The organism is Nocardioides albus (genome assembly GCF_014648255.1).
GTDB classification, from domain to species: Bacteria; Actinomycetota; Actinomycetes; order Propionibacteriales; family Nocardioidaceae; genus Nocardioides; species Nocardioides albus.
Genome location: NZ_BMQT01000007.1, coordinates 277,516 through 300,543, shown reverse-complemented (window position 1 = coordinate 300,543; position 23,028 = coordinate 277,516). Strand labels below are relative to the sequence as shown.

Below are 23,028 nucleotides of genomic sequence, written 5' to 3'. Positions count from 1 at the left end.
GTCGAGCGGATGGATCCGCTCATCGGCCTGACTTCGGGTCCAGTGCGTCCCTCAGGCCATCTCCGAGAAGGTTGAAGCAGACGACGATCAGCGCGATCAAGACCGCCGGAATGATGAAGTAGGTGAAGTTGTCCGACATGAAGCTGAGCGAGTCAGTCAGCACGTTGCCCAGCGTGGGTGTCGGCGGCTTCACGCTGACACCGAGGTAGGAGAGCGCTGCCTCCGCGGAGATGAAGGCGGGCATGATCAGCGTGAACTGCACCAGGATCGGTGCCCACAGGTTCGGCAGGATCTCCTTGAAGTAGATCCGACCAGGTCCCGCACCGAGCAGCCGCGCGGCGTAGACGAACTCGCGCTCACGAATCGAGAGGACCTGACCACGCACGATGCGTGCGGTGCTCGTCCAACCGAAGATGCCCAGGATCGAGACCACATAGACGAACTGTGCGGTCGGGCCTTCCGGCACGTGCAGCACCTGGGTGATGAACGCGACGGCGACGGTCGAGAGCGCCAGCAGCATGAGCGTCTGCGGGAAAGCCAGCGTCAGGTCGATGATGCGACCGATGATCGCGTCGACCCAACCGCCCGAGGTGCCGGCAATGATGCCCAGGACAACGCCGAGGGTGACCGCGATCAGCGTGGCCAGCAGCGAGATGCTCAGCGAGAAGCTGATTCCGTACCAGATTCGGCTCAGTGAGTCCCGTCCGATCCGCGGCTCCACGCCGAACGGGTGCTCCCACGAGATCCCACCGAACGGATTGAGCGGAAGGCTCTGGTCATCGATCAGGTCCTGGTGCGGCGTGAACGGGTCGAGCACGCCAGTCGCAACCAGGATCGGCGCGAGCAGCGCCGCAATCAGGTAGAAAACCACCACATAGAAGGAGAACATCGACAACTTGTCCGCACGGAACCGCGCCAACGCCAACTGGGTTGGCGACTTACTGACGACGGGACCGGCCACAGGAGCCGCGGTCTCCACAGCGACTTCGCCGATCTCGACCTGGGTGCCGGGCGTGGTCATGCTCACCTCAATCTGGAATGCACTAGGGACAGGGCGAATCAACGCCCCGCGGGTCGCACTCTATGTGATCGCAGGAGGCGTTCGGACGCCAGAGGGGTAACGATCCGATTTCATCCGTTGCTCAGCGGTCGCCAGGACGGCTTCCCTTGATCGACGCCTTCGGCGCAAGAGTCTGCGGAACCGCAGGAATCGAACCGATATCCCGCCGCCCGGATACACCCGTGCCGCACACGCGCCCCGCTTCGTCTTCCCGGGCAGTGCTATCAGCAAGCTCAGCGAGCAGCCCCTGTATCCGATCGATCTCCGGACTACCCAACTCGTCGTAAAGATCCAGCGCCGTCTCCAGGGCGTCTATCGCTCCCCGCTGATCACCTGTTTCAGCACGAAGCCCGGCGACACTCTCGTACGTCCGAGCCAGGTAGTAGCGCTCCCCGCTCGCTCGCCACGACGCAAGCGCGTGGTCGTACGCATTCTCGGCCCGCGCGCGGTCACCGATCGATCGCGCTATGAAGCCGACGCTGTCCCAGGCCGCCGCGATCGATCGTGAGTGCCCCAGGCGTGTGGCCGTATCAGTCGAGCGGAGGCAGTAGTCGAGCGCCACATCGAACTCACCAAGTAGCGCGTGGCTCCAGCCGACCGCGTTCAGCGCCATCGCGGTCGCAGCCTCGTCCCCCAAGATCTCAAACCTGCTCAGCGCCTCGCGCCGGTGCTCGAGGGCCGACTCGTGTGCGCATGACTCTTCGAGCAGACCGCCGAGGAGGCGATGAGCATGAGCCTCACCTGAGATGTCGCCAAAGCGCGAGTAAAGCCTGATCGCGCGACGTGCACTGTCCTCCGCACTCGCAACCTCACCCACCCGCGCCTGCGCAATCGCCATGCGCCGGCAGGCGAGCGCTTGGATCTGTGCGTCGTCCAACATCTCGCCGGCTCGAAGCGCCGCCTCCTCGGTGGTCAGGAGGTCGGTCCAACGCCCTTGGATGTCGAGGTACGCACTGACCCCTTCCGCGAGCCACGCCACTTCAGCCAGGAGGCCCCAACCGACGCCGTGGCCAACTGCGGCAAGGGCTGTGTCGAGCGTCGACTCCATCCAGGCACGCCCCTCCTGCGGGGTCCGAAATTCTTCGAGCACGACGCCGACGGCGGGCTGCGACAGGTCGGGCCGAGTGCGGTGAGGGGCGAAGGTGGCTGTCGCCGCCACCGCGTTGTGGATCAGGTAGTCGAGCAACCGCTTGCGGCAGAGGTTCGCGACGTCTTCGGGGACCTCTCGCTGCGCCTCGCGCACCACGAACTCCCACAGGAGGTCGTGCAGCGTCATGCGGCCGCCGCCTGCTGCCTGGACCAGGCTCGCGTCCATGAGCTCGTCGATGAGCGATCGCGCCTCGATCCGACCATGTCCGCGCAGGCTCGCGACCTCAGCAATCGAAAACTCTGACGACGCCCCCAACCCGATCAGGATGAAACAGTCCCGCGCCTCTTTCGACAGTGAGTCGATCGATCGCACCAGGATGGATTCGAACGATGTCGAACGGTCTCCTAGGGAGAGAACAGCCAGCCCGGTCTGGTCGTCGACAGATCTGGCTGCGTACTCGCTGATCGCACCTGGATCGAGCTGAGCGCGCGACGCGATGAGGGCAAGAGCTAGCGGGAGACCAGAACACATGTCGACAAGAGGCTGCAGTTCCTCCATCTGCACGTCGCGTGCACGGGCGCTGGAAGAGAGTCGTGACGAGATCAGCTGACAAGCCTCCGCGGGACGAAGCACGCCGAGGCTGACGGGCACCGCGCCGACCTGCGCGACCAGGCCAGGGAGTCGATGCCGGCTGAGGACAAGCGCGGCTGACCCCGCGCCGACCGGGAGAAGGGGGCGTACTTGGTCTGGATCGACCACGTTGTCAAGGATGACCAGGATCCGCATGGCCGACACCAGGGTGCGGTACTGGCCGATTCGTGCTCCGAGTCCACGGCAGATCTTGCTCTCCGCGACACCCAGCGAGGTCAACAGTTCCCTGAGCGCCTCACCAGAAGAGAGCGGTTCATTCTTGGCGTCGAACCCGCGAAGGTTCAGATACAACTGCCCGTCGGGAAAGCGCGAGGCGGCCCGATGTCCCCACTCGACCGCCAGCGCTGTCTTGCCGATACCGGGAAGTCCCGACATCGTCACGACGACGGTCCCAGCGTCAGAGTGTCGATCCGTTGCGACACGGGCCACCACATCATCGAGGACGCCAACCTCCTCCGTTCGGCCGACGAAGGACATCAGGCGCGGCGGCAGCTGCCGCGGCACAAGATCCGTAGGTGCAGCGACCGACCGCTCCTCCACCCGACCGGACCCCGACAGGAAGTCAGCGCGTCCGGCACCTGTGAGTTCCAGGGCGTCCGCAAGTGCGTCCAAGGTTGCTCGCCTCGGCCCCGCGACAAGCCCGCTCTCCAGCTTGCGCAGCCCTCGAACGCTCACTCCCGATCTCTCAGCAAGTGCTTCCTGCGTCAGCCCGGCGCGTTGCCGAAGCGCCTTCAGCGAGTCCCCGAGCATCTGCTACGCCAACCACCGTTTCCTTGCCGAGTTTCGGAGAGTTCAGCATAGCCACCGACACGGCCACGACCGTACGGCCGCGTCGTTCTCACTTCGCCGGTCGTCTGCCCCGACCGTTCAGGCCGGGCGCACTGACGGCGTGCCTGTCGGCCGGCACCAGGGGCGACACAACGTTTCTCTGGCGAAGTGCCGGTCAAGTGCCGGTCCATGTTCCTGTTCCACGTACGCGATCCACCGGTTCAATATCTGTCGTCAGATCCGGATCAAGAAGGGGAGATGAAGTATGAAGAGCCGAAAGAGAATGCTCGCTCTTGGTGTAGCTGCCGGGCTGATGGGAGCCGGTGCTGCATTGGCATCGACCGCATCGGCAGGCATCAGCGCTGAGCAGAAGGAGCAGCCAGTGGTCGTTCAGGCTGAGCAGAAGGAGCAACCCGTCGTCGGGAACCTCGCGGAATCGCACGTCGACCTGAACCTGGGAATGTGAGACGCCACCATGCCTAAGAAGCTCATCGCACGCCTGGTCCTGGTGCCGACTGCCGTCATCAGCTGCTTGACTCTGAGCACCGGTGCGGCCAACGCCATCGTCCGATGCCCAGACGGTTGGACGTACGTCAACGGGGACTGCCGCAAGCTCCAGTGTCCGCCCACGGGGCAGATCTGCAAGTAGTCCACGCTCCGAAGTCGTTGGGCGAAGGCGAGCGGATCCCCGCACCGCCCTGGACTCGGAACCTGCCGAGAAGGTCCCGGAACCGCGAGGTTCCGGGACCTTCTTTTCAGCCTACGATCAGGCCCCTGCGATGTCCTCAGAAGCCGATGGCTTGGCGTCGACCCCGGCCTCCTTGCGCTGCTCGGGGGTGATCGGTGCCGGAGCGGCGGTGAGCGGGTCGTAACCGGCACCCGTCTTCGGGAAGGCGATGACGTCGCGGATCGAGTCGGTGCCGGCCAGAAGGGCGACGACGCGGTCCCAGCCGAAGGCGATGCCGCCGTGCGGCGGGGCGCCGAACTTGAAGGCGTCCAGCAGGAAGCCGAACTTCTCCTCGGCGGCCTCCTCGCCGATGCCCATCAGGTCGAAGACCCGCTTCTGGACGTCCTCACGGTGGATACGGATCGAGCCGCCACCGATCTCGTTGCCGTTGCAGACGATGTCGTAGGCCCAGGCGAGCGCGTTGCCGGGGTCCTTGTCGAAGCTCTCGATGTCCTGGGGGCTGGTGAAGGCGTGGTGGACCGCGGTCCACTCCCCCGCACCGACAGCGACGTCACCGGACTCGACGGCCTCGGAGGCCGGCTCGAGCAGCGGCGCGTCGACGACCCACAGGAAGCTCCAGTCCCCGTCCTTGCGGAGGTCGAGACGGTTGCCGATCTCCAGCCGGGCAGCACCCAGCAGGGAGCGGCTCGACTTGGGCGGGCCGGCGGCGAAGAAGATGCAGTCGCCGGGGTTGGCGCCGACGTGGCCGGCCAGTCCGGCGGCCTCGGTCTCGGAGAGGTTCTTGGCGACCGGACCGGTCAGCGAGCCGTCCGCCTGGACCAGGACGTACGCCAGGCCCTTGGCGCCGCGCTGCTTGGCCCAGTCCTGCCAGCCGTCGAGCTGACGCCGCGGCTGGCTGGCGCCGCCCGGCATCACCACGGCACCGACGTAAGGCGCCTGGAAGACGCGGAAGGTCGTCTCGGAGAAGTAGTCGGTGCACTCGGTGATCTCGATGCCGAAGCGCAGGTCGGGCTTGTCCGAGCCGTACTTGGCCATCGCGTCGGCGTAGGTCATCCGCGGCAGCGGGAGCGGCACGTCGTAGCCGATCAGCTTCCACAGCGCGGCGACGATCTCCTCGCCGAGCGCGATCACGTCGTCCTGGTCGACGAAGCTCATCTCGATGTCGAGCTGGGTGAACTCCGGCTGCCGGTCGGCGCGGAAGTCCTCGTCGCGGTAGGCGCGAGCGATCTGGTAGTAGCGCTCCATGCCGGCGACCATGAGCAGCTGCTTGAACAGCTGCGGGGACTGCGGCAGCGCATACCAGGAGCCCGGCTGCAGACGCGCGGGGACCAGGAAGTCACGGGCGCCCTCGGGGGTGCTGCGGGTCAGGGTCGGGGTCTCGATCTCGACGAAGTCGTGGCCGGCGAGCACGTCGCGGGCGGCCTTGTTCGCCTTCGAGCGCAGCCGGATGGCGTTGCCGGGCGCGGTGCGGCGCAGGTCGAGGTAGCGGTGCTTGTAGCGGACGTCCTCGCCGACCTCTACGTGGTCGTCGATCGGGAAAGGGAGGGGCGCGGCCGCGCTGAGGACCTCGAGGTCCTTGGCGACGACCTCGATCTCGCCGGTGGCGAGCTTGTCGTTGACGTTCTCGCTCGTGCGCGCGACGACCTCGCCGGTGACCTTGATGCAGTACTCGTTGCGGAGCGCGTGGGCGATCTCCTCGTCACGGACGACGACCTGGACCACGCCGCTGGCCTCGCGCAGGTCGAGGAACGCGACCCCGCCGTGATCGCGTCGGCGGCCTACCCAGCCGGCGAGGGTCACGGTCTGGCCGACGTGCTCGGCACGCAGGGTGCCGGCACTGTGCGTCCTCAGACTGGGGGTGCGGGTCACTTCTTCTCCTCGTTGTTCACGACGACCTGAGGCTTCAGGTCGCTCTCGTTCTGTGGCGTCCAGGTGGCCGGGTCGGCCGGGACCTGGTCGCCGGTGCGAATGTCCTTGATCTCGTACGCCTCCGTGCCATCTTCTTGGCGGGTGGCGAAGAGGACGTACGGGATGCCACGGCGCTCCGCGAAGCGGATCTGCTTGCCGAACTTGGCGGCGTTGGGCGAGACCTCGCAGGCGACATCGTGGCCGCGCAGCGCCTGGGCGGCAGCATCGGCGTCGGCGCGGCTCTCTTCGTCGTTGACCGCGACCAGCACGGTGCTCGGGACCTTGCGGTCGCCGTCGAGCACGCCCTTCTGCACGAGCGGCACCAGGACGCGGCTGACGCCGAGCGAGATCCCGACGCCCGGGTAGGTGGTCTTCCCGTCGCTGGCGAGCGCGTCGTAGCGGCCGCCGGAGCAGATGCTGCCGAGGCTCTCGTAGCCGTCGAGACGGGTCTCGAACACGGTGCCGGTGTAGTAGTCGAGACCGCGGGCGATGCTCAGGTCCGCCACGACGCGTACGTTCTCGGTGTTCAGGGGCGCTGTGGCGTTGATCAGCGTGGCCAGCTCGGACAGGCCCTCATCGAGCAGCTCGCTCTCGACGCCGAGTCCGCGGACGCGTCCGACGAACGAGTCGTCGGTGGCGGTGATCGTGGCGAGCTCGAGGCACTTGGCGGCCTGCTCGTCGGTCAGCCCCGCCTCGGAGACCAGCAGCTTGCCGACCTCTTCGGCGGGCATCTTGTCGAGCTTGTCGATGAGCCGCATGGTCTCTTCGACGTCGGGGGCGCCGAGCCCGGCGTAGAAGCCCTGGATCAGCTTGCGGTTGTTGACCTGCAGCGTGAACCCGGGCAGGAACGTCAGCTTGCCGAGCGCCTCGAGCATGACCCGAGCGACCTCGACGTCGTGGTGGAACGGCAGCGTGTCGCGCCCGACGATGTCGATGTCGGCCTGGGCGAACTCCCGGAAGCGGCCCTCCTGCGGGCGCTCACCGCGCCAGACCTTCTGGATCTGGTAGCGACGGAAGGGGAACTCCAGCTTGCCGGCGTTCTCGAGCACGTAGCGGGCGAAGGGGACGGTGAGGTCGAAGTGGAGCCCCATCCCCTTGTCTCTGCCGTTGTCCTCCTCCTGGAGGCGGCGCAGGACGTAGACCTCCTTGGAGGTGTCGCCCTTGCGCAGCAGCTGGTCCATCGGCTCGACGGCGCGGGTCTCGATGTTGCCGAAGCCGTGCAGCTCGAAGGTGCGGCTCAAGGTCTCGATGACCTCGCGCTCGACGGTGCGCTGGCTCGGGAGGAACTCCGGGAACCCGGAGAGCGGTGTTGGCTTGTTCATGGTGTGGTGATCAGGTCCTGAAGAAACGGGTTGGTGGCGCGCTCGCGCCCGATGGAGGTCTGTTCGCCGTGGCCGGGGAGCACCACGATGTCGTCGGCGAGGGGCAGCACCTTGGTGGTCAGGGACTGCAGCATCGTGGCGTGGTCACCGCCGGGGAGGTCCGTACGCCCGATGCTGCCCGCGAAGAGCAGGTCGCCGGAGAACAGCACATCGCTGACCTCGGCGTGGTCGGGATAGGGAGTCCGGAAGGTGACCGACCCCTCGGTATGCCCAGGCGTATGGTCGATCAGGAAGCTCATCCCGGCCAGGTCGATGGCTTGACCGTCGCTCAGCTCTTGGACGTCGTCGGGCTCCACGAAGTCGTAGGTGCCCTCCGGCATCCCGAGCAGCATCCGCGCCGACTCCGGCGAGATGCCCTGGAGTGGATCGGCCAGCAGATGGCGGTCGTTGGGGTGGATCCAGGCCGTGGAGTCGTACGTCTTGCTCACCGGGGTCACGGACCACATGTGGTCGACGTGGCCGTGGGTGAGGAGCACCGCGACCGGCTTGAGGCGCTGCTCCCGGACGATCTCCTCGATGCCCTTGGCGGCGTCCTTCCCGGGGTCGATCACGACGCACTCGGTGCCCGGACCGGTGGCGGCGACGTAACAGTTGGTGCCCCACGGACCGGCGGGAAAGCCTGCGATCAACACGAGAAACACCCTATCCAGCGGTACAGTGCAGCGCCGCATCGTGGCGTCTGACTACGATGGGCACCCCGAGGTGTGTCGGGACACCACGGGGACCTGCAAGTTGAGCCGACCGGGACTGTGACGAGCACGGTGTCCGGCGGGGGAGATTTCATAAGAGGTTAGCGCCTCATGCGAAGAGTAGGGACATTGTGACCAGCGAGCAGTGGGGTCGGGTCGAGGAAGACGGAACGGTCTACGTGAAGACCGCTGAGGGCGAACGCTCCGTGGGGCAGTACCCAGAAGGCACGCCAGAGGAGGCGCTTGCCTTCTTCACCAACCGGTTCGACCAGCTCGCCTTCGAGGTCGAGCAGCTCGAGCGGCGGGTGCACGGGGGCAAGACGTCGCCCGACGAGGCGACCGCGGCGGTCAAGACCGTCGTCGAGAAGGTGACCGACGCCAACGCCGTCGGTGACCTGGCCTCGCTGGTGGCGCGGCTGGAGGCGCTGGCCCCGGTCATCGCCACCCAGCGCGAGGCACGCAAGGCCGAACGGGCTGCGAAGGCGGCCGAGGCGAAGGTCGCCAAGGAGGCCCTCGTGGCCGAGGCCGAGAAGCTGGCGCAGAGCAACGACTGGCGCAACGGCGCCAACCGGCTGCGCGAGCTGCTCGACCAGTGGAAGGCGCTCCCCCGCATCGACCGCGGGTCCGACGACGCGCTCTGGCGGCGCTTCTCGACCGCGCGGACCGCCTACACGCGGCGCCGCAAGGCCCACTTCGCCGAGCTCAACGCCCGGCGCGAGGACGCGAAGGTGATCAAGGAGCGGATCATCGCCGAGGCCGAGGAGCTCTCCTCCTCCACCGACTGGGGCCCCACGGCCGGGCGCTACCGCGACCTGATGCGCGACTGGAAGGCCGCCGGTCCGGCCCCCAAGGACGTCGACGACAAGCTCTGGAAGAAGTTCCGGGCCGCCCAGGATGTCTTCTTCGGTGCCCGCGACGCAGCCAACGCGGCGCTCGACGCCGAGTTCGCGCAGAACGCCGTGGTCAAGGAGAGGCTGCTCGTCGAGGCGCAGGAGCTGCTCCCGCTGCTGGAGAAGGGCGACGACATGGACGGCGTCAAGCGTGCGTTCCGGGACATCGCCGACCGCTGGGACGAGGCCGGCAAGGTCCCCCGCGACCGCATCAAGGAGCTCGAGGGCGCGATGCGCAAGGTCGAGCAGGCCATCAAGTCCGCCGAGGACGACCAGTGGCGCAAGTCCGACCCCGAGAAGTCGGCTCGTGCCGACGACATGATCGCGAAGCTCGAGGAGGCCATCGCTCAGGTCGAGGCCGACCTGGAGAAGGCTCAGGCCTCCGGTGACGCCCGGAAGATCAAGGCCCTGGAGGAGAACCTGGACTCCCGCCGCCAGTTCCTCGACATGGCCAAGCGAGCCTCGGCCGACTTCAGCTGACATCTCGCCGACTCGGCGCATCTGTCCCGTGCAGATGCGCCGAGTCGGCGCATCGTGACCGGAAACTGGGCCGAGTCGGCTCATCCTGACGAAAAGCAAGGCCGAGTCGGCGCGTCATGACGCGCCGACTCGGCGTGGTTCTTGGTCAGCTTGCGCCGACTCGGCGTCCGGCGCTGGGGCAGGCACGCCGGGTCGGCGAGGGGTTAGATGCCGCCGAAGTAGTCGCCCTTGGCGTTGTTGTCGCGCTTGGCGTTACGTACGGCCTCGGAGTCGACAGCCCCCTTGCGAGCCGGGCCGCTGCTGGTCCAGGCCAGGCCCGCGAGAAGGAGTACGGCGCCGATGATGAGGATCCAGGTGAACATGCGTACTCCATTCCTCGCGCGCCCGGGACGACGCGGTCCTTTACCTTATCAAGATCAAGTCGACCCACGTGGGCCATGACGATCGAAGCGGAACCGGCTCACAGGCCCTAGCCGGGAGGCAGAACGCCATGGGATCCGCCCTTCCGCATCGTGTCGTCCGTGTTTCTGTTCACTGCAGACTCGTCGACGCCCCGCGATGACTTTCTCACCGACTGCCACACGACCGCGCCGACGATCACGACGCCTACAGCAATCAGAAACCAGGTGAACGGGCCCATTGGCCGCTCACTCCCTCACTGGGTGACGCGGTAGGCGTCGAAGACACCGGGGACGGTGCGTACCTGCTTCAAGACGGTGTCGAGGTGCTTGGAGTCGGCCATCTCGAAGGAGAAGCGGGACTTCGCGACCCGGTCGCGGGTGGTGGTCAGCTGTGCGCTGAGGATGTTCACGTGGGCATCCGAGAGGGCCATGGTGATGTCGGACAGCAGCCGGGCCCGGTCAAGTGCCTCGACCTGGATGTTGACCAGGAAGACGGAGTTGGACGTGGAGCCCCACTCGACCTCGAGCAGGCGCTCAGGGTGGGCGCGGAGCTCGGCGGCGTTGGTGCAGTCGGTGCGGTGGACGGAGACTCCCCCGCCCTTGGTGACGAACCCGAGGATGTCGTCGCCGGGCACCGGGGTGCAGCACTTGGCGAGCTTGACCCACACGTCCGGTGACCCCTTGACGATCACCCCGGCGTCGGAGCCGGCGGCGGAGACCTTGCCGTGACGCCGGCGACCGATGTTGATGGCCTCGGCGAGATCCTCGGCGGCACCGTCGTCGCCGCCGTGGTCCTCGATGACGCGGCGTACGACCGCCTGGGCGGAGAGGTGGCTCTCGCCGACCGCGGCGTAGAGCGACTCGACATCGCCGACGTCGAAGTGGTTGGCGGCCAGCATGAGCGACTCGCGCGACATCAGCCGTTTGAGGGGCAGACCCTCCTTACGCATGAGCCGGGCGATCGCGTCCTGGCCCTTCTCGATGGCCTCGTCGCGACGCTCGCGCGTGTGCCACTGCCGGATCTTGGCCTTGGCCCGGTTGGACTTGACGAAGGAGGCCCAGTCGCGCGACGGGCCCGCGTTGGGCGACTTGGAGGTGAAGACCTCGACGACGTCGCCGCTCTCCAGGGTCGACTCCAGCGGCACCAGACGGCCGTTGACGCGGGCACCGATGGTCTTGTTTCCGACCTCGGTGTGGACGGCGTAGGCGAAGTCGACGGGGGTCGCGTCAGCCGGCAGCGCGATCACGTCGCCCTTGGGGGTGAAGACGTAGACCTCGGTGCGCTTCATCTCGAAGCGCAGCGACTCCAGGAACTCGCCGGGGTCGTTGACCTCCGACTGCCAGTCCATGAGCTGCTTGACCCAGCTCATGTCGTTGTCCATCGGTCGGTCGGTGTCGACCCCGGCGCGGCCGTCCTCCTTGTATTTCCAGTGTGCGGCAACGCCGAACTCGGCACGTCGGTGCATCGCGAAGGTGCGGATCTGCAGCTCGACCGGCTTGCCCTGCGGGCCGATGACGGTGGTGTGCAGCGACTGGTACATGTTGAACTTCGGCATCGCGACGTAGTCCTTGAAGCGCCCCAGGACGGGGTTCCAGCGCGAGTGCAGGATGCCGAGGACGGAGTAGCAGTCACGCTCGTCCTCGACCAGGATCCGGATGCCGACCAGGTCGTTGATGTCGGAGAAGTCCTTACCGCCGACGATCATCTTCTGGTAGATCGAGTAGTAGTGCTTGGGTCGCCCGGTGACCGTCGCCTTGATCCGGGCCTCGTGCAGGTCGCGCTCGACCTGGTCGATGACCTGGGCCAGGAACTTCTCGCGCGACGGGTTGCGGTCCGCGACCAGGCGGACCAGCTCGTCGTACATCTTCGGGTAGAGGGTCGCGAAGGCGAGGTCCTCGAGCTCGAACTTGATGGTGTTCATGCCGAGCCGGTGGGCCAGCGGCGCGTAGATGTCGAGGGTCTCGCGGGCGCTGCGCTCCTGGCTCTTCTGCGGGACGTAGCGCAGCGTACGCATGTTGTGCAGACGGTCGGCGAGCTTGATGACCAGCACCCGGATGTCGCGCGACATCGCGACGACCATCTTGCGGATCGTCTCGGCCTGCGCGGAGTCGCCGTAGGTGACCTTGTCGAGCTTGGTGACGCCGTCGACGAGGTGGGCGACCTCCTCACCGAAGTCGCGGGTGAGCTCCTTGAGCGTGTAGGGCGTGTCCTCGACGGTGTCGTGCAGCAGCGCCGCCACCAGGGTCGGCTCAGTCATGCCGAGCTCGGCGAGGATCGTGGTCACCGCGAGCGGGTGGGTGATGTAGGGATCACCGCTCTTACGCATCTGAGTGCCGTGAAGGCGCTCCGCGGTGACGTAGGCGCGCTCCAGCAGCGTCAGGTCGGCCTTCGGGTGGTTGGACCGCACCGCCCGGAACAGCGGCTCGAGCACAGGGTTGCCCGGGTTTCCTCGGCCGCCCATCCGGGCCAGACGCGCACGTACGCTGCGGCCCGAGGGCGCGGGGCCGCTGCTCTCCCGCGCCTCGATGTTGTGCGCACGAGGTTGCGCGACGATGCGATCCTCTGCCATAGCCAGAGTCTACCGGCCGCACCCGGAGCATTGGCTAGGACGGCACCTGCATGCTGGACCTGTCAACTGACCAACAGCGAGTGCACCTGCGTGCCCGGGAGCTTGCTGCGCGGGTCGAGGAAACCCAGCTCGAGCAGCACCGAGACGCCGGCGACGATGCCGCCACAGCGCTCGACCAGCTCGATCGTGGCCGCAGCGGTGCCGCCGGTGGCGAGCACGTCGTCGATGACGAGCACCCGCTCCCCCGGCGCGACCGCGTCGGTGTGGATCTCCAGGATCGCCTCGCCGTACTCCAGCGAGTAGGAGACCGCATGGGTCTCGCGCGGGAGCTTGCCGGCCTTGCGTACGGGGACAAAGCCGACCCCGAGGTGCAGAGCGGCGGGCGCGCCGAGGATGAAACCGCGCGACTCCATGCCGAGCACCTTGGTGACGGTCGGGTTGCCGTCGGCGTCGCGGCCCGGCGCGGCCAGCGCCTCGACCACCTGGGTGAAGCCCGCGTGATCGGCCAGGAGCGGGGTGATGTCCTTGAACCCGACACCCGGCTCGGGGAAGTCGGGCACGTCGGCGACCAGCCGCTCGAGAGTCTCCTCGAGCGACCGGCCGCCTGCGCCTGTCTCAGCGAGAGTCACTTGCGCTTCGACCTGGACTCGCGCTTCGGCTGCGGGCGTCCGGCAGCACCGCTGTCGGAGACCGACCGCTGCTGGTTGGGTACGTTGCGCCCTCGGCCGGTCGGAGACGTGTTGGGGCTGGTGCCCCGGGCCACGCCCGCCTCGTGAAGGTCCTCCGACCCGGACTCGGACTCGCGCAGCTCGTCCGGCTCCTCGTCGGCCGCCACCGGCATGCCCTCGTCGAAGACGGGCACTGCGGCGTACTTGTCGGCTTCCTTCATCCGCGCCGCGGCACGCTTGTCGGCGTCGACGATGTCCTTCTCCTTCGACTTCAGGTGCACCAGCAGCGGGGTGGCGATGAAGATCGAGGAGTAGGTGCCGACGGCCATACCGACGAAGAGGACCAGCGAGATGTCCTTCAGCGAGGAGGTGCCGAGCTGGACCGCGCTGACATAGAGGATCGCGACGACCGGCAGCAGACCGATGATCGAGGTGTTCACCGAACGGACCAGGGTCTGGTTGATCGCCAGGTTGGCCGCCGAGGCGTAGGTCTGCTTCTTCTGCGACAGGTTTCGGGTGTTCTCCTTGACCTTGTCGAAGACCACCACGGTGTCGTAGAGCGAGTAACCGAGGATGGTCAGGAAGCCTGTGACCGTCGCCGGCGTCACCTCGAAGCCGATGATGGCGTAGACGCCCACCGTGATCACCACGTCGTGGAGCAGAGCGACGACGGCCGCGACCGACATCTTCCACTCCCTGAAGTAGATCCAGATGAACAGGACCACGCCGACGAGGAAGATGCCCAGCGCGAGCGCCGCCTTGGAGGCGACCCGCTGGCCCCAGCTGGGACCGATGCCGGTGCGGCTGACGTCGTCCTCGGCCACGTCGGCGGTCGTGGTGATCGCCTCCATGATCGAGTCGTCGGCCTCGGAGTTGTCCGAGATCGCCTTGGTCTCGATCACGATCGACTTGCCACCGGCCGTGCGCACGGTGGCGCCGTCGGCAGCTTCGACGTCGGTCTCACCGACGGCCGTACGCAGGTCGTCGGCCAGCTCCTGGTCGGCCTGCGCCACGGTGACGGTGTAGCGCGTGCCGCCGGTGAAGTCGATGCCGAGGTTGATGCCCTGGAGCCAGACGCCGAGGACGACCGCGACGAGCACGACAGCGGAGACGGCGTACCAGAGCATCCGACGGCCGACGAAGTCGAAGGACTTCTCGCCGGTGTAGAGCTCCTTGCCGAGCCGCGAGATGGAGAGCTTGCTCATCAGGCCTTGCCTCCGACCAGAGTGGTGCCCTTGGGGCTGGTGCCCGTGGGGACGTCGACGGTGCCGATAGCGCGCTTGTCCATGCCGGAGAGCACGTGGCCCTTGTTGAAGAAGCCCCAGGTCGCCATGAGCTTCGTCATCGGGTGGGTGAACCAGAAGAACACCAGCACGTCGATGATCGTGGTCAGCCCGAGCATGAACGCGAAGCCCTTGACCTCGTTGGTCGCGAAGACGTAGAGCACGAACGCGGCCAGGAACGAGACACCGTCGGAGGCCAGACACGTGTTACGAGCCCGCGGCCAGGCGGTGTCGACGGCCACCCGCATCGAGCGGCCCTCGCGCATGTCGTCACGCATCCTCTCGTAGAGGATGATGAAGGAGTCGGCGGTGATGCCGATACCGACGATCAGACCGGCCACACCCGGGAGGTCCAGGGTGACGCCGGCGGTCTCGCTGAGCAGCAGGATCATGCCGTACGTCATCGCACCCGCGACGATCAGCGACCCGATCACCACGATGCTCATCGCGCGGTAGTAGAGGATCGAGAAGATCACCACGAGGATCAGACCCACCAGGCCGGCCCAGAGTCCTGCGGTGAGCTGGTTGCCGGCCAGGCTCGGGCCGATGACCTTGGTCTGGATCCCGTCCTCGGGGAAGTCCAGCGGCAGCGAGCCGTACTTCAGGTTGTTGGCGAGCGCAGCCGCGGACTCCTGGGTGAAGTCACCGCTGATCTGGGCGCCACCGCTGATCCGCGAGTCGGCGGTCGGGGCGGAGATGACCTTGCCGTCGAGGGTGATCGCGAACTGCTCGCCGGTGCCGGCGATCGCGCCGGTGGTCTCGGCGAAGGCCTTGTTGCCGTCGGACTTGAAGTCCAGGGTCACGACGTAGTTGGCCTGCTGCTGCGGGATGCCGTAGGAGGCTTCCTTGATCTCGGTGCCCTCGATGACCGCAGGGGTCAGCAGGTAGGGGACGCCGTCGTCATCACAGGTCAGCAGGGGCTCGCCGGGCAGGTCCTCGACCGGGTCGGCGCCGGGCGCCGGGCAGGTGAAGCTGTTGTATCGGGTAGCCCACTCCGCCGGGGGGTTGCGCATGAAGTCGACGGCCTCGTCGACGGGGACCGTCGAGTTGGGGTCGTCCTTCTTCTCGGCGTCCTTCGACTCGGGCTTGGTGCTCGCCGAGGCGCTCGGGCTGCCCGAGGCCTTCTCGCCGGAGGCGGGCTCGACGGTCTCGCCGCCGAACGGCGCACGGGGCGACGTGCCGGGCGCGGTGCCGGCCGAGGGGTCCTGGATCATCGAGCCCGGGTCGGAGCCCGCGGCGGCGCCGCAGGGCTTCTGCGGGCTGCACGCGACCAGCCGGAAGCGGAGCTTCGCGGTCTGCCGAACGCGCTCGGCGGTCTCCTGCTGCACCTTGCCGGTGCCGGGGATGGAGACCTTGATGACGTCGTTGCCCTCGGTGGTCACCCGACCACCGGTGACGCCGCTGCCGTTGACCCGCTGGTCGATGATCGACTTGGCCTCGTCGAGGCTCTCCCTCGGGACCGATCCGCCCTCGGAGTTCTCCGCGGTCATCGAGATCTCGGTGCCGCCGCGCAGGTCGAGGCCCAGCTCGGGCTTCCAGGTGCCGGCGAACGCGATGCCGCCGAACATGATCGCGATCGCCAGGAAAAGCAGTGCGAGTGTCCGGCCGGGGCGCGCTGTCTTGCGTGCCATGTGTTGGTCAGTCCTTCTTGTCGAGGTCCACGATGACGTTGTCGGCGTCGGCCGAGGTGTCGTCGGCCGCAGCCTCGACCTCGGTCTCCTCGCCGGCCTCCTCGGCAGGCGCCTCGACGACCTTCTGGGCCACCGCCTGGCGCACCACCTGGATGACGACGCCGTCAGCGATCTCGACCTTGATGTTCGCCGTGGACTCCTCGACCTCGGCCACGGTGCCGAACAGACCGGCGGTCAGCATCACCCTGTCACCCGGCTGGAGGTTGAGCTGCAGCTCACGAGCCTGCTTGGCGCGCTTCTGCTGCGGCCTGATCAGCAGGAAGTAGAACAGGACGATGATGACGATAAAAGGCAGGAATTCCACGGGGGTTCGGCTCCGACAGTCTCAGGGGTCACCGGCAGTCGCACGGCGACGTGCAAGTCTAACCAGGGACCTGGTTGAGACTGTGACTCAGGGCTCATCCCAGAGTGTGTCCACCGACCAGGCAGCGGCCTCGGTGTTGGCGGGCACCGGCAGCCCCAGGTGGGCCCAGGCGGCAGGGGTGGCTACACGGCCCCGCGGCGTACGAGCAAGGAAGCCGGAGCGAACCAGGAACGGTTCGGCCACTTCCTCGACCGTCTCACGCTCCTCCGCGACCGCGACGGCGAGGGTGGAGATGCCCACCGGTCCCCCGCCGAAGCGGCGGCACAGCGCGTCGAGGACGGCCAGGTCGAGGCGGTCCAGGCCGAGCGGGTCGACCTCGTAGAGGTCCAGCGCCTTCTGGGCGACCTGCTGGGTGACCGTGCCGTCGGCCTTGACCTGGGCATAGTCGCGTACGCGGCGCAGCAGCCGGTTGGCGATCCGGGGCGTGCCGCGGGAGCGGCCGGCGATCTCGGCGGCGCCGTCGTCCTTGAGGGGGACGTCGAGCAGCCCGGCCGAGCGGCGCACGATCAGCTCGAGGTCGGCCGGGTCGTACAGCTCGAGATGGCCGGTGAAGCCGAACCTGTCTCTGAGGGGTCCCGGGAGCAGACCGGCTCGCGTGGTCGCGCCGACCAGCGTGAACGACGGCAGGTCGATCGGGATCGCGGTCGCGCCCGGTCCCTTGCCGATGACCACGTCGACCCGGAAGTCCTCCATCGCCAGGTAGAGCATCTCCTCGGCAGGGCGGCTCATCCGGTGGATCTCGTCGACGAAGAGCACCTCGCCCTCGTTGAGGCCGCTCAGGATCGCGGCCAGGTCTCCGGCGTGGGTGATCGCGGGACCGCTCGTGATCCGCAGCGGCGCCGACATCTCGGCGGCGATGATCATCGCGAGGGTGGTCTTGCCGAGACCGGGCGGCCCGGACAGGAGTACGTGGTCCGGGGCTCGCTCACGCTGCCGCGCCGCCTCCAGGACGAGGCTGAGCTGTTCCCGGACGCGTTGCTGGCCGATCAGCTCGTCGAGGCTCTTGGGGCGCAGCGCCGCCTCGACGGCTCGGTCGTCGCCGTCGGCCTCGGCGATCGTGAGGGACGAGAAGTAGTCCTCCTCGGCCCGGTCCAGGTCGTCCTCGTGCATGGGTCCTTATGCCTTCGAAAGAGTGCGCAGGGCCGCCCGGAGCAGCACCGAGATGTTGGCCTGGTCGCCGGCCTCGGGCTCGATCGCGGTGACCGCCTTGTCGGCGTCGCGGGCGTTGTAGCCCAGGCCGACGAGGGCCTCGGCGACCTGGTCGCGCCACGGGGCCGCTGCGGTGGCGGGCGCCGGGGCGGAGGCGGTGCCGGTCGGTGCGCCGATCCTGTCCTTGAGCTCCAGGATGATCCGCTGGGCGCCCTTCTGGCCGATGCCGGGGACCTTGGTGAGGGTCTTGGCGTCCTCGCCCGCGATGGCCAGACGGATGCCGTCGGGAGAGAGGACCGCGAGCATCGCCTGGGCGAGCTTCGGGCCGACGCCGGAGGCGGTCTGGAGCAGCTCGAACAGGGTGCGCTCGTCGGTGTCGGTGAACCCGAACAGGGTCAGCGAGTCCTCCCGCACGACCAGGCTGGCCGCGAGATCGGCCTCCTCGCCGGCGCGGAGCGTGGCCAGCGTGTTGGGGGTGCAGAGCAGCTCGATGCCGATGCCGCCGACCTCGACGACGGCGGTGGAGAGACTCACGGCGGCGACCTTGCCGCGTACGGACGCGATCATCTACGGACCCTTCCGGCCGCGGCGACCGCGGCTTCGATGCGGTTCTGGGCGCCTCCGCGCCACTGGTGGGTGATGGCCAGCGCGAGCGCGTCGGCGGCGTCGGCCGGCTTCGGCGGGGTCGGGAGGCGCAGGATCCGGGTCACCATGGCGGTGACCTGGGCCTTGTCGGCGCGGCCGTTGCCGGAGACGGCCGCCTTGACCTCGGACGGGGTGTGCAGGGCAACCGGGATCCCGCGTCGCGCGGCGCAGACCATGGCCAGACCACTGGCCTGAGCGGTGCCCATGATGGTCGAGACGTTCGAGCGCGCGAAGATCCGCTCGATCGCGACCGCGTCGGGCCGGTGCTCCTCGATCCAGGCGTCGATCCCTGTCTCGATGCTCACCAGCCGCTCCCAGACGGGAAGATCTGAGGACGTACGGATCACGCCGACGTCCACCATCGACAGCGGCCGGCCGAGCGACCCGTCGACCACGCCCATCCCGCACCGGGTCAGACCGGGGTCGATCCCAAGCACCCGCATCAGAACCTCCATCGAACGTCTGTTCGTAGCGTACCGGCATCGCTGGTCGAGCCGCCGGAGCCCCTGGGCGGAGGCGTGTCGAGCGTTGTATCGAGCTTGTCGAGATGACCAACACAGTCCTCTGTCCGCTCGACAGAACCGTGTTGGTCTCGACACGGATTCGCTCGTTCCTCACGAATCCGGCTCGACCAGCGAGGAGGTCAGGCGTCGACGGTCTCCATGACCTCGTCGGGGACGTCGGCGTTGGAGAAGACGTTCTGTACGTCGTCGAGGTCGTCGACGGCGTCGATCAGCTTGAAGACCTTCTCCGCGGCCGAGGCGTCGGCGACCGGGATGTCCATGGAGGCCACGAACTGGACCTCGGCGGAGTCGTAGTCGATCCCGGCCTCCTGCAGCGCGGTGCGGACCGCGACCACGTCGGAGGGGTCGGAGACGATCTCGAAGGACTCACCGAGGTCGTTGACGTCCTCAGCACCCGCGTCGAGGGTGGCCTCGAGGAGGTCGTCCTCGGAGACCGTCTTGCCCTCCTGCGCCTTGGCCACGACGACGATGCCCTTGCGGTCGAAGAGCCGGCTCACCGAGCCTGGGTCGGCCATGGTCCCACCGTTGCGGGTGACCGCGGTGCGCACTTCCATGGCCGCCCGGTTGCGGTTGTCGGTCAGACACTCGATGAGGAGCGCGACGCCCTGGGGGCCGTAGACCTCGTACATGATCGTGTCGTAGCTGACGCCGCCACCGTCGAGCCCACCACCGCGCTTGACCGCGCGGTCGATGTTGTCGTTGGGGACCGACTGCTTCTTGGCCTTCTGGATCGCGTCGTAGAGGGTCGGGTTGCCGGACGGGTCAGGACCGCCGGTCTTGGCCGCGATCTCGATCGTCTTGATGAGCTTGGCGAAGAGCTTGCCGCGCTTGGCGTCGATCGCCGCCTTCTTGTGCTTCGTCGTTGCCCACTTGGAGTGGCCGCTCATCTGGAAACCGTCCTTTGCCCCGCGTCGTCGCTGATGCTTGTCGTGCCGCCTCCGGAGTCGTCACAGGGCAGCAGGTGCCCATTCTAACTACGTGCGGTGCGTCACCGTCAGCAGCAGGTGTCGACGAAGAGCCGATGCAGCCGGTCGTCGGCGTTGACCTCGGGATGGAACGAGGTCGCCATGAGCTGGTTCTGGCGTACGGCGACGGGGTGCTCCCCCACGCTCGCCAGCACCTCGACACCTGGGCCGATCTCCTCGACCCAGGGCGCCCGGATGAAGACGCCGTGGACCGTCTCGGCCAGCCCGGTGACCTCCAGGTCGGTCTCGAACGACTCCGTCTGGCGCCCGAAGGCGTTGCGCCGGACCGTGATGTCGAGCCCGCCGATGGTCTCCTGGCCCTGGGCCGCATCGAGCAGCCGGTCGGCCAGGAGCACCATGCCGGCGCAGGTGCCGAGCGCCGGCATCCCGCCGCGGACCCGCTCGCGGAGCGGGTCGAGCAGCTCGAACGTACGCGCCAGGCGCCACATCGTCGTCGACTCACCGCCGGGGATGACGAGCGCGTCGCACGCGTCGAGCTCCTCCCGGCGGCGTACGGACATCCCCTTCACCCCCAGGCGGTCGAGAGCGGCGAGGTGCTCGCGGACGTCGCCTTGGAGGGCGAGTACGCCGACGGTGGTCACCAGCCGCGCTCCGCGAACTGGATCGACCTGGCGGGCTCGTCGACGTTGATGCCGACCATCGCCTCGCCGAGGCCGCGGGAGACCTTGGCGACGACGTCGGGGTCGTCGTGGAAGGTGGTCGCCTTGACGATCGCCTCGGCACGCTGGGCCGGGTTGCCGGACTTGAAGATGCCGGAGCCGACGAAGACGCCCTCGGCGCCGAGCTGCATCATCATCGCGGCGTCGGCGGGGGTCGCGATGCCGCCGGCGGTGAAGAGGACGACCGGGAGCTTGCCGTTCTCGGCGACCTCCTTGACCAGCTCGTAGGGAGCCTGGAGCTCCTTGGCCGCCACGTAGAGCTCGTCCTCGGCGAGCGCGCCGAGGCGGCGGATCTCGCGGCGGATCGTACGCATGTGGGTGACCGCGTTGGAGACGTCGCCGGTGCCGGCCTCGCCCTTGGAGCGGATCATCGCCGCGCCCTCGGTGATACGGCGCAGTGCCTCACCGAGGTTGGTCGCGCCGCACACGAACGGCACTGTGTAAGCCCACTTGTCGATGTGGTTCTCGTAGTCGGCCGGGGTGAGCACCTCGGACTCGTCGATGTAGTCGACACCCAGGGACTGCAGCACCTGGGCCTCGGCGAAGTGACCGATCCGGGCCTTGGCCATGACCGGGATGGAGACGGCCTCGATGATGCCGTCGATCATGTCGGGGTCGGACATCCGGCTCACGCCACCCTGGGCGCGGATGTCGGCGGGGACGCGCTCGAGCGCCATCACCGCCACCGCCCCGGCGTCCTCGGCGATCTTCGCCTGCTCGGCGGTGACCACGTCCATGATCACGCCGCCCTTGAGCATCTCCGCCATCCCGCGCTTGACCCGCGAGGTTCCCGTCTCGTTCATGCTTGTTGCCATGACGTGATCGTAGGTCGGGATCCGACCTACGCCATCCTCGGAAACCCCTGGTCAGGCCACTGTTCCCCAAGTGGACTGATGCCGAGTCGGCGCATCTGTCCCAGGCCGTGGGGCAGATGCGCCGGGTCGGCGGCTATTCCTGGGGCAGTTGCGCCGGGTCGGCCGTGAGGGCTTCAGCGGCCTCGGCTACCGCGCTCGGCGCGCCGGCGAGGGACCAGAGGACTCCGCCTGCCTCGACCTGGGTCGTGGTGCCGCCGGCCCCGAGGACGAGGGCGGCGCCGGGGAGGCGGTCCCAGTCGGGGACTGAATGCTGACAGAAGAGGTGGAGCCGGCCCTGGGCGATGGCGGTGAGGTCCATCGAACCGGAGCCGAGGATCCGGATCGAGGCGGCCTTGGCTGCGACACGGACGTACGCCTCGCCGGAGGGGTGCCTCAGCTTGGCCGGGTGGAGGTAGGTGGTCAGGCAGGCGAGGGCGAGCGGCGTGTCCGGCATCGCGTCGAGCCGGACTCCGTTGCGAGTGGTGGGCAGCTCGGGTCCGCCGACGTAGACCGCGTCCTCCGCCGGTGAGTAGATCGCGCCCAGGACGATGCCGTCCTCGTCAGTCAGCGCCAGAGCCGAGCACCACCAGTCGAGGCCGCGTACGAAGTTGTAGGTGCCATCCACCGGGTCGATGGTCCACACCCGGCCGGTAGCCGACTCGCGAGCGGAGCCCTCCTCCCCCAGGATGCCGTCGCCGGGGTGCTCGGTGGCGAGGCGGTCGACGATCGCCTTCTCGGCGGCCTTGTCGGCCGCGGTGACCACGTCGGAGACCGAGGTCTTGGTCTCGATCGAGTCGCCGATGCCGGCACTGCGCATCTTCGCCGCCAGCGAGCCGGCGCCGCGGACGAGCTCGGCCGCCAGGCGTACGTCTGCTTCGACCGGCGCGCTCATGCGGCTGCCTCCTCGGCGATTGCCTGCTTACGGACCGTCCAGACACGCTGGACGACGGTGATCGTCGAGGCGACCGCGAGGATCCAGAGCGCGATGTAGATGAGCAGGTCGAGGGAGAAGATGCCGGCGAAGCCGGTCAGCACGAGGACCAGGACGAGCCGGTCGGCCCGCTCGGCGATGCCGACGTTGGCGGTGAAGCCCAGAGACTCGGCGCGGGCGCGGGCGTAGGAGGTGACTGCTCCCGTCACGAGGCACCACAGGGTCAGGGCGAGATAGAGGTCGGAGTCGCCCGGACCGGCGAAGTAGAGCGCCAGGCCACCGAAGACGGCACCGTCGCCGAACCGGTCAAGGGTGGAGTCCCAGAAGGCACCGAACTTCGAGGTACGTCCCACCGCGCGTGCCATCGCCCCGTCGATCAGGTCGCTGAATACGAAGCAGGTGATGAAGATCGTGCCGGCGAGCAGCTCGCCGCGAGGGTAGAAGGCCAGCGCCCCGACCGCGACTCCGATGGTGCCGACGAGAGTCACGAGGTCGGGGCTGATCTTCAGCGCCACGAACAGCCGGACGATGGGCGCGAGGACGACTCCCTGAACGAAGCCTTTGATGTGATCCAACATGGCGCGGCCACGCTATCGGATCCCGCCGAAGCGTCACTCCCGCGCACCGAAACGTCACTCACATTCTGCCGAAGCGTCACCCCCGTCGGCCGAAACGTCAAGCCCGTCGGCCGAGGCGT

Annotated in this window: 22 protein-coding genes; 3 read left to right on the top strand and 19 right to left on the bottom strand. The window is 67.9% G+C overall.

Going from position 1 to position 23,028, the window contains the following annotated elements; translation table 11 throughout:
* Positions 1 to 19: 19 nt before the first annotated feature.
* Both IEY84_RS16750 and IEY84_RS16745 read right to left on the bottom strand, forming a co-directional pair.
* Positions 20 to 1,021, bottom strand: a complete 1,002-nt coding sequence (locus IEY84_RS16750; protein WP_183550652.1) for an ABC transporter permease — start codon at positions 1,019 to 1,021, stop codon at positions 20 to 22.
* A gap of 121 nt (positions 1,022 to 1,142) precedes the next feature.
* Positions 1,143 to 3,551 carry an XRE family transcriptional regulator gene (locus IEY84_RS16745; protein ID WP_183550657.1) on the bottom strand — a complete coding sequence of 803 codons (2,409 nt, stop codon included), beginning with the start codon at positions 3,549 to 3,551 and terminating at the stop codon, positions 1,143 to 1,145.
* A 283-nt stretch (positions 3,552 to 3,834) separates the two neighbouring features.
* Here IEY84_RS16745 and IEY84_RS16740 point away from each other — a divergent pair, with 283 nt between their 5' ends.
* Both IEY84_RS16740 and IEY84_RS16735 read left to right on the top strand, forming a co-directional pair.
* Positions 3,835 to 4,035, top strand: a complete 201-nt coding sequence (locus IEY84_RS16740; protein WP_183550659.1) for a hypothetical protein — start codon at positions 3,835 to 3,837, stop codon at positions 4,033 to 4,035.
* Between the two features lie 9 nt (positions 4,036 to 4,044).
* Complete coding sequence (locus tag IEY84_RS16735) at positions 4,045 to 4,218, top strand: hypothetical protein (protein WP_183550662.1); 174 nt, start codon at positions 4,045 to 4,047, stop codon at positions 4,216 to 4,218.
* Between the two features lie 117 nt (positions 4,219 to 4,335).
* On the opposite strand, the gene aspS is transcribed toward IEY84_RS16735, so the two are convergent.
* From aspS to IEY84_RS16720, 3 genes are read right to left on the bottom strand one after another with little or no spacing between them, the layout of a single operon-like run.
* Positions 4,336 to 6,126: an aspartate--tRNA ligase gene (gene aspS, locus IEY84_RS16730; RefSeq protein WP_229788746.1), complete on the bottom strand. Its 1,791-nt coding sequence runs from the start codon at positions 6,124 to 6,126 to the stop codon at positions 4,336 to 4,338.
* Complete coding sequence (gene hisS, locus IEY84_RS16725) at positions 6,123 to 7,487, bottom strand: histidine--tRNA ligase (RefSeq protein ID WP_183550665.1); 1,365 nt, start codon at positions 7,485 to 7,487, stop codon at positions 6,123 to 6,125. Before hisS ends, aspS begins: the two co-directional genes overlap by 4 nt.
* Entirely contained in the window at positions 7,484 to 8,179 is a 696-nt protein-coding gene (locus tag IEY84_RS16720) for an MBL fold metallo-hydrolase (protein WP_183550668.1), read from the bottom strand. Before IEY84_RS16720 ends, hisS begins: the two co-directional genes overlap by 4 nt.
* 188 nt (positions 8,180 to 8,367) lie before the next feature.
* Between IEY84_RS16720 and IEY84_RS16715 the strand changes: the two genes are divergently transcribed.
* Positions 8,368 to 9,606 (top strand): DUF349 domain-containing protein, encoded by a 1,239-nt coding sequence (locus IEY84_RS16715; protein ID WP_183550671.1) that lies wholly within the window; start codon positions 8,368 to 8,370, stop codon positions 9,604 to 9,606.
* 203 nt (positions 9,607 to 9,809) lie between these two features.
* Here the strand turns inward: IEY84_RS16715 and IEY84_RS16710 are convergent, their stop codons facing one another.
* The 14 genes from IEY84_RS16710 to pgsA form a co-directional block, all read right to left on the bottom strand.
* Entirely contained in the window at positions 9,810 to 9,968 is a 159-nt protein-coding gene (locus tag IEY84_RS16710) for a hypothetical protein (RefSeq protein WP_183550674.1), read from the bottom strand.
* A gap of 293 nt (positions 9,969 to 10,261) precedes the next feature.
* Positions 10,262 to 12,577, bottom strand: a complete 2,316-nt coding sequence (locus tag IEY84_RS16705) for a RelA/SpoT family protein (RefSeq protein WP_221209218.1) — start codon at positions 12,575 to 12,577, stop codon at positions 10,262 to 10,264.
* Between the two features lie 62 nt (positions 12,578 to 12,639).
* Positions 12,640 to 13,206: an adenine phosphoribosyltransferase gene (locus tag IEY84_RS16700; RefSeq protein ID WP_183550677.1), complete on the bottom strand. Its 567-nt coding sequence runs from the start codon at positions 13,204 to 13,206 to the stop codon at positions 12,640 to 12,642.
* Positions 13,203 to 14,450 carry a protein translocase subunit SecF gene (secF, locus tag IEY84_RS16695; protein WP_183550680.1) on the bottom strand — a complete coding sequence of 416 codons (1,248 nt, stop codon included), beginning with the start codon at positions 14,448 to 14,450 and terminating at the stop codon, positions 13,203 to 13,205. Before secF ends, IEY84_RS16700 begins: the two co-directional genes overlap by 4 nt.
* Positions 14,450 to 16,159, bottom strand: coding sequence for a protein translocase subunit SecD (secD, locus tag IEY84_RS16690; protein ID WP_183550682.1), 1,710 nt, complete (start codon positions 16,157 to 16,159; stop codon positions 14,450 to 14,452). Before secD ends, secF begins: the two co-directional genes overlap by 1 nt.
* 7 nt (positions 16,160 to 16,166) lie before the next feature.
* On the bottom strand, positions 16,167 to 16,523 hold the full coding sequence (gene yajC / locus IEY84_RS16685; RefSeq protein ID WP_183550684.1) for a preprotein translocase subunit YajC: 357 nt from the start codon (positions 16,521 to 16,523) through the stop codon (positions 16,167 to 16,169).
* 87 nt (positions 16,524 to 16,610) lie between these two features.
* Positions 16,611 to 17,693, bottom strand: a complete 1,083-nt coding sequence (gene ruvB / locus IEY84_RS16680; RefSeq protein ID WP_183550686.1) for a Holliday junction branch migration DNA helicase RuvB — start codon at positions 17,691 to 17,693, stop codon at positions 16,611 to 16,613.
* Between the two features lie 6 nt (positions 17,694 to 17,699).
* Positions 17,700 to 18,299, bottom strand: a complete 600-nt coding sequence (ruvA, locus tag IEY84_RS16675; RefSeq protein ID WP_183550688.1) for a Holliday junction branch migration protein RuvA — start codon at positions 18,297 to 18,299, stop codon at positions 17,700 to 17,702.
* A complete protein-coding gene (gene ruvC, locus IEY84_RS16670; protein ID WP_183550690.1) occupies positions 18,296 to 18,820 on the bottom strand; it encodes a crossover junction endodeoxyribonuclease RuvC in 525 nt (174 codons plus the stop codon). Before ruvC ends, ruvA begins: the two co-directional genes overlap by 4 nt.
* A gap of 200 nt (positions 18,821 to 19,020) precedes the next feature.
* A complete protein-coding gene (locus tag IEY84_RS16665) occupies positions 19,021 to 19,788 on the bottom strand; it encodes a YebC/PmpR family DNA-binding transcriptional regulator (RefSeq protein WP_183550692.1) in 768 nt (255 codons plus the stop codon).
* A gap of 107 nt (positions 19,789 to 19,895) precedes the next feature.
* Positions 19,896 to 20,468, bottom strand: a complete 573-nt coding sequence (gene pdxT / locus IEY84_RS16660) for a pyridoxal 5'-phosphate synthase glutaminase subunit PdxT (RefSeq protein WP_183550696.1) — start codon at positions 20,466 to 20,468, stop codon at positions 19,896 to 19,898.
* Positions 20,465 to 21,361 carry a pyridoxal 5'-phosphate synthase lyase subunit PdxS gene (gene pdxS / locus IEY84_RS16655; protein WP_183550699.1) on the bottom strand — a complete coding sequence of 299 codons (897 nt, stop codon included), beginning with the start codon at positions 21,359 to 21,361 and terminating at the stop codon, positions 20,465 to 20,467. Before pdxS ends, pdxT begins: the two co-directional genes overlap by 4 nt.
* A gap of 133 nt (positions 21,362 to 21,494) precedes the next feature.
* Positions 21,495 to 22,292: an inositol monophosphatase family protein gene (locus IEY84_RS16650; protein ID WP_183550702.1), complete on the bottom strand. Its 798-nt coding sequence runs from the start codon at positions 22,290 to 22,292 to the stop codon at positions 21,495 to 21,497.
* Positions 22,289 to 22,909 carry a phosphatidylinositol phosphate synthase gene (gene pgsA / locus IEY84_RS16645; RefSeq protein ID WP_183550705.1) on the bottom strand — a complete coding sequence of 207 codons (621 nt, stop codon included), beginning with the start codon at positions 22,907 to 22,909 and terminating at the stop codon, positions 22,289 to 22,291. The genes IEY84_RS16650 and pgsA overlap by 4 nt, the downstream gene beginning before the upstream one ends.
* Positions 22,910 to 23,028 lie beyond the last annotated feature (119 nt).